The following is a 19,051-nucleotide window of genomic DNA, read 5'->3' on the forward strand; positions in this document are numbered from 1 at the left end:
CAACAAGTAAGGATCTTTATACTGGGTTTTCAAATTTTTTTGTTTTTATGGAACTCGAAAGGTATGAAAAAAGTTGTATAAAAAAGTTGGTTTCTAAAAATGGTGTCCTTTACTGCCTCTAAATACGATCAGTTAGCTAAAAGCAACGGAGGCTGTAATGGCAGGCGACACTAATCAAGAAAAAGACAATGAAAAGCTTAACGATGCGGTAGAGCAAACAGAAACGAAGGATACGGGGACAAAAGAAGAAAAACAGCAGTCGACCGTCTCTTCGACTGTAGCGACTGGTGCTGAAAGTGCAGATGCTGTTGATGAAGCCAATCGTGCGATGGAAGAAAATCCTAGTGGCGCGGGTACGGAAGAAGAAGCAGTGAGCTCGGGTGGCGCAGTTCAAGAAGAGGATACTGAAAGTAGCAGCGACTCTGACGCTGCACAATCCAATGTTGTTGATAGTGTAGCTTCTAGCGGAGAATCAGGTGACGAGGCTCTGGGCAGCGGTGGTTCGGATTCTGGGGCGGGTGCCCAAGCGGTCGGTGGTGGTGATGCCTCTGGCTCTGAAGGTGGTTCGGACGCAGAAGGCAATGAAGCGCAAGGACAAGCGGTACAAACTTCATCTGCGCCAAGTGCTTCTTCAGACTCTGAAGGTTCTCAAGGTGGTGACGAGCTAGATTCAGAAACCACTGAAGAGAGCTTCGCGGTGGATGTACAAGACACCAGCGAAGAAACCACGACGCAAGTAGAAGACGATTTCGACTCCGAAACTACGAGCGAGACGTTCCAAATTAAAGTCGAAGGTGAAAATGACGCGCCAGAAGTAGGGCAAGATCTGGCATACATCATGGATGAAGATGGCACTATTACCTTCACTCAAGAACAACTTCTCGGGTACGCGAGTGATGTTGATGGCGATGATCTTGCCGCATTTAACGTGCAAGTGGGTGCTAATGCATCAGTTGTGGATAATGGTGATGGCACTTATACCGTCACACCTGAAGCTGATTTTAATGGTGAACTCGACTTAACGTTTGATATCAGTGATGGTCAAGAAACCATTTCTAGTTCGATTGATTTAACTGTTCGTCCAATCAATGACGCACCAGTGCCTGAAGATAAAACCTTTGAGGTGGAAGAGGACGGAACTCTGATCTTCACCGATGCTGACCTGCTTGCTGGCGCAACGGATATTGAAGGCGATAACCTAACAGTTGAGGGTGTGAGTTACGATGGTGGCGATGGCATCCTGACCGACAACGGTAACGGGACTTACACTTTTGCGCCAAATGAAAACTTCAATGGCGATGTAAACTTCAGCTTTGATGTGTCCGACGGCACGGATACGGTTTCTGCCAACATTGATGTCAGTGTTACGCCTGTCGATGACGCACCAGTATCTGGCAATCTTGCTTACTCGGTGGATGAAGATGGCTCGATTCGTTTGAGCCAAGAGCAGTTGTTGTCGCAAGCTTCCGATGTGGAAGGTGATGCACTGACGGCATCTAATCTTTCGGTAGATGGCAACGCGACGGTGACTCAAAACGACGATGGCAGCTTCACCATCACACCGGACGCAGATTTCAACGGTGACATCGACATCAGCTTCGATATTTCAGATGGCACGAATACCGTTCAAGCAACCGCTGATCTAACCGTTAACCCAATCAACGATTTGCCTGTTCCTCAAGACCAACAATTCAGTGTGGAAGAGGACGGCACGCTGCAATTTACTGATGCGGATCTGCTTGCTGGTGCGACCGACATTGAAGGCGATGACCTTTCTGTAACGGGAATCAGCTATGAAGGCACCGACGGCGTTCTAACTGACAATGGCGATGGCACGTATAGCTTTGCGCCAAATGAGAACTTCAATGGCGATGTAAACTTCAGCTTCGACGTATCTGATGGCACAGATACAGTTTCAGCGAATGTAGATGTGAGCGTTACGCCGGTGAATGATCCTCCGGTGGCAGGCTCAACGTCTTACACGGTTCACGAAGACAACTCTATTACCATTTCTGACGCGCAGCTGTTGGCAAACTCTTCGGATTTAGAAGGGGATGTCTCGATAGATAGCGTGAGCTACTCTGGCAGCGATGGTGTGTTGCAAATCAATGGTGACGGTACGTACACCTTCTCTCCAAATGAAAACTTTAATGGTGAAGTGACGCTTGATGTTGTCGTCGCTGATGAAGAAGGCGCAACGGATGCCACCACTGCTGGCATTACGGTGCTGGAAGTGAACGATCCACCAGTCGCAGGACCAACTTCTTACACCATTGATGAAGACTCAGTTCTGACCTTTAGTGAGTCGCAAGTGCTGTTGAATGCCTCTGATGTGGAAGGCGATGTAGAGCTTGTTGGCATTAGTTACGATGGTCCGGATGGCATTTTCACCGTTAACGATGATGGCACGTGCAGCTTCGCGCCAAACGAGAATTTTAACGGACAAGTTCAACTTGATGTGACCATTCGAGATGAAGATGGGGCAGAAGTTGATACCGTCATCAATGTGAATGTATTGCCAATCAATGATGCGCCAGTATCGGGTGATTTGGCTTACAGCGTTGATGAAGACGGTGCGATTACACTCAGCCAAGAACAGCTTCTTTCTCAAGCGTCTGATATTGAGGGAGATGGTCTGACTGCTAGCGATTTGAGTGTAGATGGAAACGCAACCGTCACAGCGAACGACGATGGCAGCTTCACGATTACGCCAGATGCGGACTTTAATGGTGACATTGATATCCAATTCAACATTACGGACGGCACAGACACTATCCAAGCAACGGCGGATCTAACGGTTAATCCGGTTAACGATCTTCCTGTTCCTCAAGACCAGCAGTTTAGTGTTGAAGAAGACGGCACGCTTCAGTTTACTGACGCAGACTTGCTTGCTGGCGCGACCGACATCGATGGCGATAACTTAACGGTTGATGGCATTAGCTACACAGGCAGCGATGGTGTGCTGACTGACCACGGTGATGGTACTTACACCTTTGCACCAAATGAAAACTTCAACGGCGATGTCAGCTTTAGCTTTGGTGTTTCTGACGGCACTGAGACCGTACCAGCCAATGTGGACGTGAGCGTCACTCCAGTGAACGATCCTCCGGTTGCGGGTTCTACGTCTTACACGGTTGATGAAGATAATGCGATTACCATTTCCGACGAGCAGCTTCTGGCTAACTCTTCGGATGTGGAAGGCGCAGTGTCCATCGATAGCGTGACCTATTCAGGCACCGATGGCGTATTCCAAGACAACGGTGACGGTACTTACACCTTCATGCCGAATGAGAACTTCAATGGTGATATCAGCCTTGATGTGATTGTGGCGGATGAGCAAGGTGCGATTGACGAAACGACCGCAGGCATTACGGTCATTGAAGTGAATGATCCTCCAGTTGCCGGTCCAACGTCTTACACGATTGATGAAGATTCAGTACTGACATTCAGTGAGTCACAAATTCTTGCCAACGCATCTGATATCGAGGGTGATGTAGAGCTTGTTGGCATCAGCTATGAAGGCTCGGATGGTATCTTTACCGTCAATGGCGATGGTACTTGTAGCTTTGCGCCAAACGAGAACTTCAATGGTCAAGTTCAGTTGGATGTGACCATTCAAGATGAGAATGGGGCAACCGTTGATACGCACATCAATGTCGACGTATTGCCAATCAACGATCCACCAGTATCGGGCGATTTGGCTTACACCATCAACGAAGACAGCTCAATTACGCTAAGCCAAGAGCAACTGCTTGCCAAAGCGGGCGATATTGATAGCGAGAACCTTGAAGCCATCAATCTATCGACAGATGACAACGCGACGATTCAATACAACGATGATGGCAGTTACACCATCACACCGGATGAAAACTACAACGGCGACCTAGATCTGACCTTCGATATCATTGATAACGATGGTGGCTCGGTACAAGTTGGTCTGGATATTACAGTTAATCCTGTGAATGACTTGCCACAAGCGCAAGATCAACAGTTCACGGTAGAAGAAGATGGCACCTTGCTGTTCACGGATGCAGACCTATTGGAAGGCGCATCGGATATTGACGGCGATGATCTGTCTATCGAAAACGTACTCTACACAGGTGCGGATGGTGTGCTTACCGACAATGGCGATGGCACTTACAGCTTCGCGCCGAATGAAAACTTCAACGGTGATGTTCAGTTCACATTCGATGTGTCTGACGGCACAGGTTCAACACCAGCATTCATTGATGTCAGCGTGACACCAGTTAACGATCCACCGGTTGCAGGTTCAACGTCGTACACGGTTCAAGAAGACGGTCAAGTCACCATTAGTGACGAGCAGTTGTTAGCCAACTCTTCTGATGTGGAAGGTGACGTAGCCTTGGCGAATGTTAGCTACTCTGGTAACGACGGTAGCTTCGTGGACAATGGCGACGGCACATATACCTTCACGCCAAATGAAAACTTTGACGGTAACATTTCTCTCGACGTTACGGTTATCGACCAAGATGGTGCAACGGATACAACAACCGCAGGCATCGATGTTATCGCGGTGAACGACGCACCAGAAACGTCAGGCATTCAAGCTGAGGTGGATGAAGATAATGCCATCACCATCACACAAGAACAGTTGCTTGCGAATGCGACAGACATTGAAGGTGATGACCTTGTTGCTAGCAATCTACAAACCAATGACCCAGATGCGACGATCGTAGCCAACGACGATGGTTCATTCACCATTACGCATACGGAAAACTTTAACGGTGAGTTGGACTTCACTTATAACATCAGCGATGGCGAAAATGATGTTCTTACCACGCTGGATCTGACCGTTAATCCTGTCAACGATGCGCCAGAAGCGGGCGACGAGATCTTTATTCAAGCAGAAGAAGACCAAACCGTAGGTGTTTCTCTGCGTGAAGAGCCTGCGTTACGTCTCGACCAAGCCCCTGAAAACGGCATCATTGAAGCAAATCTAAATGACGAATGGGTACAGCTAGAAGTCGGGCAGGAGGTTCCTGCAGACACGGAAGTGCGCTTCATTCCAAATGATGATGCATTGGCAAACGGTACGCATACGAGTCAAATTGGTACCTTTGACGACAACGCCAGCCTTGATGATTGGGGTACTGCTGTTGACCCTTACACACGTGAGTTTGTTGATGGTGATTTGAAAGTTACCGTTCAAAGTAATGATGACCCACTCGGTGCGTGGAATGGTAAAACACACATCGGTCACGGTATTGGTGATACTGACCGCCAAGGCTTGAGCGGTGATGAAAAACTGACTGTGACTGTTGAAGGTCAAGACATCAACGAAATCAGCTTCCACCTTGATGGTCTAGGCGGCTGGTTTATGGAAGAGTCTCGCCACTTTACCGAAGTCGAAATTCGCGCCTTCAACTCCGATGGTGACTTGATCGACTCGATGACTTACCACAAAGAAGATCGTGGTAGCTATGAGACGGATTACACCCTAACGGTGAACGAGCCAGTGTCTTACTTTGAGTTAGGTACGATTCAAGGTAACGGTACATACGTGGTTCAAAACATGACGGTTTCGCAAACTTGTCATGATGAAGCGGTGTTCACATCTATTGGCGTGGACGGCACGGAAATCACGGAAACGGTAGAACTGAATATCCGAGAAGGTGACAGTGAAATCGAACTGACGGCTGATCTGCCAAATGTGACCATCGATACCGAAGGTTCTACGCAGTTTGCCTCTGTGGTAATCACAGAAGAGCAGCTTCTCGCACAAGCGAGTGATATCGATAGTGATGTACTTGATATTCAAAGCCTAGAGCTGGTGGGGGATAACGCGGAGCACGCTACGTTAACCGACAACGGCGATGGTACATGGACAGTCACACCAGATGAGAACTTCTACGGTGAGATTGAGCTGGGTTACCAAGTTACGGATGGTGAACTCACTGACGACAACATCATCAACATCAACTTCGAAGCAGTAAACGATGCGCCAATCGTTTCTGGTCCGATTGTGTTATCGACTGATGAGGATGTGGGCATTACGTTTAGCGCGGACGATCTGCTTGCCAATGCAAGTGATGTGGAAGGCGATGCGCTGTCTATCTCTGATATCTCTTACAGCGGTGATAACGGTGAGCTTGTCGATAATGGCGACGGCACTTACACCTTTATGCCGAATGAAAACTTCCATGGTGAAGTCGACATCGATTACAAAGTCTTTGATGGCACCGATGAGGTCGATACCCATCTAGATCTGACCGTTATTCCGGTCAACGATGTGCCAGTTCCTGGTGCGCCGCTGCATACTCAAATGCTAGAAAACGGCACGATCATCATCGAAGCAAAAGACCTGTTATCAGGTGCGACCGATGTTGATGGCGACATTCTGCATATCGAGAATCTGCTGCTTGTTGACCAGTCACAAGGTACGTTGACAGACAACGGCGACAACACCTTTACCTTCGAACCAACTTCGAACTTCTATGGTGAAGTGAACCTGACCTTCGACATCAGCGATGGTCAAGCAAGTGCACCAAGCACTGCGAAGATCGATGTTGAGATCGTCAACGAAGGTCCGGAGGTCAGCGGCCCGGTTGATGCGGTCGTCGATGAAGATGGCTCAATTACCATCACTCAAGAAGACTTGTTAGCGAACGCGACGGACGTGGATGGTGACAACCTTGAAGCGGTGAACCTATCGACCAACGATCCTAATGCAACCATCGTTGAGAACGCTGATGGTAGCTTCACGATTACGCCGAGTGAAAACTTCTTTGGTGAAATCGAGTTTACTTATGACGTAACTGACGCGATTGAAACCGTCGCCGCGGATCTAAACCTCACCGTTAACCCAGTGAACGACCTACCAGATGTGCCTGATTTGTCCTTCACCACAGAAGACGGCGAAGCTATCACGATTACTGAAGCAGAGCTGCTGGCTCAAGCAACGGACATCGAAGGCGATGATTTATCTGTTGTGAACGTGACGAGCTTAAGCGATACGGTTCAAGTAACAGACAATGGCGATGGCACTTACACGTTAACGCCAGAGCAGGGCTTCTTTGGTAATGTTGACCTTACGTTTGATGTGAGCGATGGCACCGATGTGGTGGCGGCAAACATCGACTTGAAAGTTGAGTTCGTCAACGATGCACCAGAAGCAGCACCAATCGTGGCAGGCGTGGACGAGGATGGTTCTATTCTCGTGACACAAGAAATGCTGCTTGAAAATGCCAGCGATCAAGATGGTGATGACCTATACGCAACGGCACTAGAAACCAATGATCCGAATGCCTCTATCGTGGATAACGGCGACGGCACCTTTACCGTTACGCCTTCACAGCACTTCAATGGAGACATCGAGTTTACTTATGAAGTGAGCGACGGTGAATTGAGTGTTGCCAATGAAATGACATTGACGGTGAACCCAGTTAATGACATTCCAATTGTTGCGCCTGGCATGTACCACATTGAAGAGGATGGCAGCATCCTGTTCACGCAAGAAGATCTGCTAAGTGGTGCGATTGATATTGATGGTGATGACCTCACCGTTACCAGCATTAACTACTCGGGTGATGGAGGTACTGTAACGGACAACGGTGACGGTACATTTAGCTTCGTACCAGAAGAGCACTTCAGTGGTGACTTGCAATTCAGCTTTACGGTTTCTGACGGTACGGATGAAGTTGAGCAAGACATTAATGTCCATATCGAAGCCGTGGCAGATGCGCCAGACCTAGTCATCACTGATGGCGACGGTCGAAACGTGGATGATCAAGCAATCTTGGTTGAGCCAGGCGGTGTTGTTGAAGTGAACATCGCCGCAGCATTGGTTGACCAAGACTTGTCAGAAACGCTGACTGTGACCGTTGATGGTGTTCCAGAAGGTTCGGTGATCAGCTACGACAACGAAGGGGTACTTAACGATCAAGACAACGGTATCACCAGTTTCAACGATACTGAAATCACGGTTACGTTTGAAGGTGAAACCGCGGGTTACCAAAACACAGCGGGTTACTACAAAGTCGATGAAGATGGCAACATCACGGGTGTTGAAGTGGTGTACGAAAACGCTTCTCAAGTTGGCGGCGGCGGTGACCTCGTACCGGGACAAGATCAGTTCAGCTTCCAAATCTCGGAAGGGGAAAGCTTCAACCTATTCTTGATTCCTAACGGTCACAACTTCAATGACTTTGCGTCCATGCAAGATGGTCAGTATGAGTTCCGTGCGGCAGATGGCTCTCCTGCGAACATGGATACGGTCGACCCACAACTCGTGTTTGTGGGTGCTGATGGTTCTGAAACCGTGATTCAAAGCCAATTTGGTGATGCAGTCTTCCATGGCGGCACAAGCTCAGAGCTCAACCAAGATGGCATTGAACATACTCGAACTACTGTGAACGAAGACGGTGAACTGGTTTACGGCTTTGAAGATCTCTACGGTGGCGGCGATGCCGATTATAGTGACTTCAACTTCACCATTGATGTAGGTGAAGTGAACAGCCAGATCTACAGCGGTGAAGTAACAGTCGGTCCAGATGGTTCTGTAACGCTTCCAACCACAGCAATTGAACAAGAGCTACAGATTCAATTGCCAGAAGACTTTAACCAACAGCTAGAAATCAATGTAACGGCAACGGCGACAGAGCTATCAAATAATGATTCTGAAACCGTTTCTCAAACCATCTACGTCAATGCAACGGGTGCTCACATTGAACATACGCCTGAAGCATTGCCTGTTTCTGCTGTGGTTGAAGAAGATGGTTCAATCCTAATCACGCAAGAAGATTTGCTCGCTAATGCGCGTGACTTGGATGGAGACCAACTGACAGCACTGAACTTGGCAACGGATGATGAAAACATCACCATCACAGACAATGGTGACGGTACTTACACCTTAACGCCAGATGCGGACTTTAATGGTGACATCACCTTTACGTTCGATGTGTCTGATGGCGATGATGTTGTCTCAACCAACCTTGAGTTATTGGTGTCACCAGTTAACGATGCGCCTGAACCACAAGATCAAGCGTTCACCATTGGTGAAGATGGTGTGCTGACCTTTACTGATGCGGATCTCCTAACAGGCGCTACCGATATTGAAGGGGATGACTTATCTGTTGAGGGCGTCACTTACACAGGCGCGGACGGTGTTCTTACTGACAATGGTGATGGCACATATAGCTTCGCACCAAACGAGAACTTTAATGGCGACGTGAACTTCACTTTCGATGTTTCCGATGGCACGGATACCGTGACGGCGAATATCGACGTAAGCGTGACGCCGGAGAACGATCCACCAGTTGCAGGCAGCACGGCTTACACCGTTCATGAAGACAATTCGATTACCATTAGTAACGAACAGCTGTTGGCTAACTCGTCTGATATAGAAGGCGAAGTGGCGATTGATAGCGTGAGCTACAGCGGTAACGATGGCGTGCTGGAAATCAACGGTGATGGTACGTACACCTTCTCACCAAACGAAAATTTCAGCGGCGAGGTGAGCCTAGATGTTGTCGTTGTCGATGAAGATGGTGCAACGGACTCGACCACTGCAGGCATTACTGTGATTGAGGTAAATGACCCACCAATCGCAGGTCCTACCGCATACACTATCGATGAAGACCAAGTTCTAACCTTCAGTGAATCGCAAGTGCTACTGAATGCTTCGGATGTTGAAGGGGATGTTGAGCTAGTAGGCATCAGCTACGACGGTCCAGATGGCATCTTCTCAGTAAACGGTGATGGTACTTGTAGCTTTGCACCGAATGAAAACTTCAATGGCCAAGTACAGTTGGATGTGACCATTCGCGATGAAGATGGTGCAGAGGTCGATACTTACATCACAGTCGATGTCTTACCAATCAATGATGCACCAGTATCGGGTAACTTGGCGTACAGCGTTGACGAAGACAACTCAATCACACTGAGCCAAGAGCAGCTTCTTGCTCAAGCATCGGATGTAGAAGGTGATGCGCTGACTGCGTCTAACCTAGTGGTTGATGGCGATGCAACGGTTACGGTAAACGACGATGGTAGCTTCACTATCACGCCAGATGCGAACTTTAATGGCGACATTGATATCACGTTCGATATCAACGACGGCAGCGATACTATTGTTGCAACGGCGGACCTAACGGTTAACCCAGTTAATGACTTGCCGCAGCCAGAAGATCAAGCGTTCACCATTGGTGAAGATGGTGTGTTGACCTTCACTGACCAAGATCTGCTTGATGGTGCAACGGACATCGATGGCGATGACCTATCGGTAGAAGGTGTGAGCTACACTGGCGCAGATGGTGTCCTAACCGACAACGGTGACGGCACATACAGCTTCGCTCCAAACGAAAACTTCAATGGCGACGTGAACTTCACCTTCGATGTTTCCGATGGCACGGACACCGTGACCGCGAATATCGATGTGACAGTCACGCCAGAGAACGATCCACCGGTGGCAGGCAGCACGTCTTACACAGTGCATGAAGACAACTCGATCACCATTAGTGACGAGCAGTTACTGGCGAATTCATCAGACGTCGAAGGAGATGTCGCAGTTGATAGCGTTAGCTACAGCGGCACAGATGGTGTGTTCCAAGACAATGGTGACGGTACGTACACCTTCTCGCCAAACGAGAACTTCAATGGCGAAGTGAGCCTAGACGTTGTCGTGGTCGATGAAGACGGTGCGACGGATTCAACTACCGCGGGTATTACAGTACTTGAGGTGAACGATCCACCAATCGCAGGCGCGACCAGCTACTCAGTGAACGAAGACGAAGTCATCACCATTAGCTCTGAACAGCTGTTGGCGAACGCTTCTGACGTTGAAGGTGAAGTTGCGATTGATAGCGTGAGCTACAGCGGCTCCGACGGTATCTTTACCGATAACGGTGACGGTACATTCAGCTTCGCACCAAACGCCAACTTCGATGGCGATGTGAGCCTAGATGTTGTGGTTGTTGATGAAGACGGTGCAACTGCGGCAACTAACGCAAACATCGATGTCTTGCCAATCAACGATGCGCCAGTATCGGGCAACTTGGCTTACAGTGTCGATGAAGACAATTCAATTACGCTAAGCCAAGAGCAGCTTCTTGCCCAAGCATCGGATGTAGAAGGCGACGCGCTAACCGCATCTAACCTAGTTGTTGACGGTGATGCAACGGTCACGGCAAACGATGATGGCAGCTTCACCATCACGCCTGATGCGAACTTCAATGGTGACATTGATATCACGTTCGATATCAACGACGGCAGCGACACTATTGTTGCAACAGCTGACCTAACGGTTAATCCAGTTAACGACCTACCACAGCCAGAAGATCAAGCGTTCACCATTGGTGAAGATGGCGTCTTGTTGTTCACTGATGAAGATCTGCTTGATGGTGCAACGGATATCGATGGCGATAGTCTTTCGGTAGAAGGTGTGAGCTACACTGGTGCAGATGGTGTCCTAACCGACAACGGTGACGGTACTTACAGCTTCGCGCCAAACGAAAACTTCAATGGCGACGTGAACTTTACCTTCGATGTTTCTGACGGCACGGATACCGTGACCGCAAATATCGACGTAAGTGTGACGCCAGAGAACGATCCACCAGTGGCAGGCAGCACGTCTTACACGGTGCATGAAGATAATTCGATCACCATCAGTAACGAACAACTATTGGCTAACTCATCTGACGTAGAAGGCGAAGTAGCAATCGACAGCGTGAGCTACAGTGGCGCAGATGGCGTGTTCCAAGACAATGGTGATGGTACTTACACCTTCTCGCCAAACGATAACTTCAATGGTGAAGTCAGCCTAGATGTTGTCGTGGTAGATGAAGACGGTGCGACGGATTCAACCACCGCTGGCATTACTGTTCTTGAGGTGAATGATCCGCCAATTGCCGGTGCAACTAGCTACTCAGTCAACGAAGACGAAGTCATCACCATTAGCTCTGAGCAGCTGTTGGCGAATGCTTCTGACGTTGAAGGTGACGTCGCGATTGATAGCGTCAGCTACAGTGGCTCCGACGGTATCTTTACCGATAACGGCGATGGCACATTCAGCTTCGCACCAAACGAAAACTTCAACGGTGATGTCAGCCTAGATGTAGTCGTGACCGATGAAGATGGTGCGACGGTAGCAACCAATGCAAACATCGATGTTCTTCCAGTCAATGATGCTCCGGTATCAGGTGATTTGGCATACAGCGTTGATGAAGATGGTTCTATCACTCTCAGCCAAGAGCAACTTCTTGCTCAAGCCGGCGACGTGGATGGCGATGAACTAACCGCATCCAACCTGACAGTTGATGGCAATGCGACCGTTGTTGCGAACGATGACGGCAGCTTCACAATCACCCCGGATGCAGACTTCAATGGCGACATTGATCTGAGCTTCAACATTACGGACGGCGATGCCACCATTCAAGCCACTGCCGATCTGACTGTGAACCCAGTAAACGACCTACCAACGGTTGGTCAGCCACAGTTCGTCACGCAAGAAGACACCAGCTTCACCTTTACCGAAGAGCAACTGCTGCAAAATGCAGGTGATATCGATGGTGATAACCTAACGGTTGAAAACGTTGCTTCTGACAGCGGTACTTTAGTCGACAACGGTGACGGCACGTACACCTTTGCGCCGAATGAAAACTTCGATGGCAACGTGAACGTGACGTTTGATGTCAACGATGGCACCGCAACCGTGCCAGCAGAAGCGAACATTGATGTTCAATCTGTGGTTGATATGCCAGAGCTTTCGATTGCTTCGGACTTGGTGATTGCTTCGGACAACTTCGAGTCTGGCTCGAACGGTTGGAACGTGAGCACTGAAAGTTCACAAGGCTTCGAAACGGGCGACATGCTGGGTCGTATTGGTGGCACTGGCGGTGATGAAGCGGTCAGCAAAACCTACGATATTCCAAGCGATGTCAACGAAGTTAATATCTCGTTTAGCTTCTACGAAATCGATTCATGGGATGGCGAGTCGTTCCAAATCTTTGTGGGCGGTGAACAGCTAACGACGTTAGAGAACTCAGCGTTCCGTACTCAAGATGGTACGACAACGCTATACGACTCTGACGGTAACGAAGTGGGTGAAGTGATTCATGGAGCCTCTCAACGTGAAGGCTTCAGTGGTTGGAATGACCAAGCACACCAAGTGAACTTAACCGTTCCGGTGGAAGACGGTCAGCTTCAGTTAGGCTTTGGTTCTACGCTAAACCAAAGTATTCCTGACGAGTCATTCGGCATCGACAACATCGAAATCACGGTAGCGGACGCGGATTACCAAATCATTGGTACCGAAGATACACCAGTGCCGCTTGATATTGATGCCGCATTGACCGATACCGATGGTTCAGAAAACCTCGCTATCTTGATTGAAGATGTGCCAGAAGGCAGCGCACTATCAGCAGGTGTTGATAATGGCGACGGCACTTGGTCACTACAACCAGGCGAGCTAGAAGGACTAGAGTTTATCCCTTCTGCGGACTTCAACGGCGATGTGACGCTAACCGTGAATGCAACCTCTACAGATGTTGATACTGGAACCACAGCGACAGCGACGCAAGATGTGACGATTCATATCTCGCCGACCAATGACGCACCAGAAGTGACGGGCGATATCACGGCAGTCACCGCCGAAGACAACAGCATCACGCTGACTCAAGAACAGTTACTGGAGCACGCTGTTGATATCGATGGCGATGACTTAAGTGCAATCAACCTAAGCACCAATGATGAAAATGCGACGGTTGAAATGAACGAGGATGGCAGCTTCACCATTACTCCAAGCGAGAACTTCTACGGTGATATCGAGTTTAGTTACGATGTCACGGATGGTGAAGAAGTGGTTGCGGCTGGTCTCGATCTAACAGTAACACCAGTGAATGACGCACCAGAGCCACAAGATCAAGTGTTCACTGTGGGTGAGGACGGTCTTCTTACCTTCACAGATGCAGACTTGTTAACAGGCGCGACGGATGTAGAAGGTGACAACCTAACAGTTGAAGGCGTGACTTATACAGGCGCGGACGGTGTCCTAACTGACAATGGCGATGGTACGTATAGCTTCGCTCCAAACGAAAACTTCAATGGCGACGTAAACTTTACCTTCGATGTTTCCGATGGCACGGATACAGTGACGGCAAATATCGATGTAACAGTTACGCCAGAGAACGATCCTCCGGTGGCGGGCAGCACGTCTTACACAGTACATGAAGACAACTCGATCACCATCAGTGACGAGCAACTACTGGCTAATTCGTCTGATATCGAGGGTGATGTTGCGATCAGCAGCGTGAGCTATAGCGGTAACGACGGTGTGCTCGAAATTAATGGCGATGGTACTTACACCTTCTCACCAAACGAAAACTTTACAGGCGATGTTAGCCTAGATGTTGTCGTGGTTGACGAGGACGGCGCGGTTGATACAACAACAGCGGGCATTACCGTTCTTGAGGTGAACGATCCACCAATCGCAGGCACAACCAGTTACACCATTGATGAAGATGAAGTCATTACCATCAGTGCAGAACAGTTGTTGGCAAACTCTTCCGATATTGAAGGTGAGGTAGCACTAGATAGCGTGAGCTACAGTGGCAGCGAAGGTATCTTTACCGACAATGGTGATGGTACGTTCAGCTTTGCACCAAACCAAAACTTCAATGGTGAAGTGAACCTTGATGTTGTAGTCGTGGACGAAGATGGTGCGACCGCTTCGACGACGGCAAACATTGATGTTCTGCCAATCAATGATGCCCCAGTATCGGGTGACTTGGCTTACAGTGTCGACGAAGACAACTCAATCACGCTAAGCCAAGAGCAGCTTCTCGCTCAAGCAACGGATGTAGAAGGTGATGCACTAACCGCTTCCAACCTAGTGGTTGACGGTGATGCGACGGTTACGGCTAATGACGATGGTAGCTTTACCATTACGCCCGACGCGAACTTCAATGGCGACATTGATATCACGTTTGATATCAGTGATGGTTCTGACACCTTGGTCGCGACGGCAGATCTAACGGTTAATCCAGTTAACGACCTACCACAGCCAGAAGATCAAGCGTTCACCATTGGTGAAGATGGCGTGTTGACCTTTACTGATCAAGACCTGTTGGATGGTGCAACCGATATCGATGGCGATGACCTATCGGTAGAAGGTGTCACATACACTGGCGCGGACGGTGTTCTTACTGACAATGGCGATGGCACATACAGCTTCGCACCGAACGAAAACTTCAATGGCGACGTAAACTTTACCTTCGATGTTTCCGATGGCACGGACACCGTGACCGCGAATATCGATGTGAGTGTGACGCCAGAGAATGATCCACCAGTGGCAGGCAGCACGTCTTACACGGTGCATGAAGACAATTCGATCACCATCAGTAACGAGCAGTTATTGGCTAACTCATCTGACGTCGAAGGCGAAGTCGCGATTGATAGTGTCAGCTACAGCGGCGCAGATGGCGTGTTCCAAGACAATGGTGATGGTACGTACACCTTCTCTCCAAACGAGAACTTCAATGGCGAGGTCAGCCTAGACGTTGTAGTTGTCGATGAAGAGGGTGCGACAGACTCAACCACTGCGGGTATTACCGTTCTTGAGGTGAACGATCCACCAATCGCAGGTGCGACAAGTTACTCTGTCAATGAAGACGAAGTCATTATCTTCACGGAAGAGCAACTGCTAGCGCAATCAAGCGATGTGGAAGGCGACGTGAGCCTAGAAAGCGTCTCTTACAGTGGTAACGACGGCATTCTAACGGCGAATGACGATGGCACTTACAGCTTCGCACCAAATGAAAACTTCAACGGTGGCGTAAGCCTAGACGTAGTCGTCGCTGATGAAGACGGTGCAACAGCGACAACCAACGCGAACATTGATGTATTGCCAGTCAACGATGCTCCGGTATCTGGCGACTTGGCTTACAGCGTCGATGAAGACGGTTCAATCACATTGAGTCAAGAGCAGTTACTGGCTCAAGCGGGTGACGTAGACAGCGATAATCTAGAAGCAGTGAACTTAACCGCGGTAGCCAATGCAACCGTTGTTGAGAACCAAGATGGTAGCTTTACGATTACGCCTGATGCGAACTTCAATGGCGATATCGACCTAAGCTTCGACTTGATTGATAACGATGGTGCGAGCGTGGAAGTGGGCGTCGACCTAACGGTGAACCCAATTAACGATGCGCCGCAATCAACGCCAGTGAATATTGCTGGCACCGAAGATACCACCATTCTTATCACGCAGGACATGTTGCTTGTTAACGCGACAGACATCGATAACACCTACGACGAACTGTCTGCTGTCGACTTAGTGATTGATGAGCAATACGGTGACTTGCTAGACAACGGTGATGGTACTTGGTCATTCACTCCGGCTGAGAACTTCAATGGTGATGTGCCAATGTCGTTCGGCGTCAGCGATGGTGATTTAGTTACGCCGGTTGAAGGCAATCTAAACGTCGAAGCGGTTAACGATGCACCAGAAGCGCCAACCATCCAGATGCAAGGCGAAGAAGATGTGGTCATGGTGATTGACCCAGCTTACATCGCTGATCAAGTTACGGATCTTGATGGTGACGAAATCAGCGTAGAAAGCATCACGGTTCGTGCTCCTGCAAACGCGACATTAACCCAACAACCAGATGGTATGTACCACTTGGTGACCACTCAAGACTTCAATGGTTTGGTGGAACTGGGCTACACCGCGACGGATGGTGAAGAAGTGGTTGAAGGCTCGTTGAATGTGGATGTCATTCCAGTCAACGATGCTCCATTCAATGTGGGTAATGCCTTTATGGCAACCGACGAGGATGGCGCATTCACCTTCGACGCTGGCGACCTGATGAACTTGTTCGGCGATATCGATACTGAAAACCTAGTCGTATCACGCATTATCACCGCAGAAGGTGAAGATGGTGGTGAGGTAACAGACAACGGTGACGGTACTTGGACATTCACACCGACTGGCGATTTTGCAGGGGTTTCTGACTTGCAAGTTGTGGTAAGTGACGGTGAGTTTGAGACGGTACTTGATGTACCAGTGTTTGTTCGCCCTGTTGCGGATGGCGCAGTCATCACAACCGACCATGATGGTCCGTTAGTGTTCGGTGAGGACGAAACGGGTCACCTAGGCTTGAATGTCGGTCTAATCGACGATTCAGAAACGCTAAGTAACCTAGTGATGACTGGTTTCCCTGTTGGCTTCGAAGTTACGGATGGTGTGAACACCATTACCATTACGGAACCGGGTCAATACATCGACTTGAACGAGTGGGATATCTCAGACCTGCAAATGACGCCTCCGGCTGACTTTAATGGCGAGTTCTTCGTAACCGTGACCGCAACAACGGTGGATTATGGTGACGAGCCAGAAGAGTTCGAAGATGGTATCGATTCAGGTGACTTCGAAACCCTAGCGGGTGAACCCGTTATCCTAACCGCTGATGACCTAATCGGATTGGCAGAAAACGTAGACGCTGACGCGGGTGATGAAGTGAAATTCGTTCACCTAGCTGATCGCAGCCAAGGTGAGATAGTCGATAACGGTGATGGCACATGGACATTCAATCCAGCACCAGGCTTTACTGGTGAAGCGGATATCGCTTACGTGATTGATAAAGACGGTGTGCTTCATGATGAGCAAACAGGCGTGGTCGTGAAAGAAGACGCACCGCAAGAGAATGCTTCTCCAGAAATCGACAGTATTTCTACCACAGAAATGGCAGCGGATGGCACCTTGTCGTTCACCAATGATGACATGCTATCGACCTTGAGCGATGCTGAAGGCGACACCTTGAGCATTGAGTCAGTGAGCCTAATGGAAGGTCAAGGTGTGATAGAGACCGATAACCAAGGTAACTACCAATTCACACCAGCAGAAGGCTACACCGGAGATGTTCAAGTTGGCTTTATTGCAACTGACGGTGAAAACCGCATTGAGAGCTTCTTTAATGTCGACATCCAAGGTGAGGGTGAAACCACAACTAGCGAAGGCTACGCACTGGCTGATGATGGTTCACTAACCCTAACGGAAGCACAGTTGATTGATGAGCTTGGCATTAGCCCTTCAGCAGAAGTGTTGGATGTAGCCGATGCAAACGATGCTGGTTTCTTCGCGAAATCAGGTGATGAAGAGTGGACATACTGGCCGAACGATGACTTCGATGGCAATTTGGCTATGGATGTTCAGGTCAACGACAACGGTGAAGTATCGACTCAGAATCTGAGCATCCAAGTTGCGGACGATTCAGCGCAAAGTGACGAGCCACAAATTCAAACTGCTCAAGCATCATCAGAGCAGCAAGTTGGCGAAGCGCAACAGCCTGAAGAGCAAGCAGCAAACGGTGCAGACAGTGAAGAGGAGAGCGCAGCTGATGTGACTGCAGCACCAGGCGATACCATTTCTATCTCGGTTCCAGATGAGGTCAGTGGTAACGAATCGGTGGATTATGCAGAAATGTCCGGTCTACCTGATGGTGCATCAGTAAGCAACGCACTAGATAATGGCGATGGCAGCTTCACATTAAGTGGCAACCTGAACCAACCAGTATCGGTTGACCTACCAGAAGGTTACGAAGGTACGAGCGAAATCCAATTCCAAGGTTACGACGAATTGGGCAGCGCAGTAGAAGGTGCGAGTGGTACAGTTGAAGTTGAAGTCGATGATCAATACACCATGCAAAGTTCTGCTCAAGATCAGCAACCAGATATGGCGGGTATGGAATCTGGCGGCAGCGACTGGACAAGTGCGGGAGGTCAAGATCAAGGTGTTGACTTCACGGATGACTCTGGCAGCTTCGACTCGGATACTCAAACGGGTACTGACCAAGGCAACGATTTCGATCAAAGCTCAATGTAACCGGTCCTAGACGAGGTCAGTGTCATTGCTGCCCAAACCAAAGCCATGCAGGGCCTACTTTGCATGGCTTTTTTGTTGGGTTTCTTTCTATGAGCTGTAGAAAAAAAACTTGGAAATTGAAAAAAGTATTCTTAGCTAGTTTATACCCAAGTAACCTCGAGATGTTAGGTTCAGCGAGAATGGCTTGGTTTGTAGACGCGGCGGCGATTTAAAGGT

At 49.0% G+C, this 19,051-nt stretch carries 1 protein-coding gene; it reads left to right on the forward strand.

Annotated elements, in window-relative coordinates; all coding sequences use genetic code 11:
* Positions 1 to 157 precede the first annotated feature (157 nt).
* Entirely contained in the window at positions 158 to 18,835 is an 18,678-nt protein-coding gene (locus IQP38_RS01530) for a tandem-95 repeat protein (protein WP_193837223.1), read from the forward strand.
* Positions 18,836 to 19,051 lie beyond the last annotated feature (216 nt).

It is taken from the genome of Vibrio sp. OPT41 (genome assembly GCF_015163595.1).
Lineage (GTDB): Bacteria > Pseudomonadota > Gammaproteobacteria > Enterobacterales > Vibrionaceae > Vibrio > Vibrio alginolyticus.

What these genes read in the sequence shown, in the direction of transcription:
- IQP38_RS01530 (WP_193837223.1), top strand. Translation starts at nt 158, where the DNA reads ATGGCAGGCGACACTAATCAAGAAAAAGACAATGAAAAGCTTAACGAT.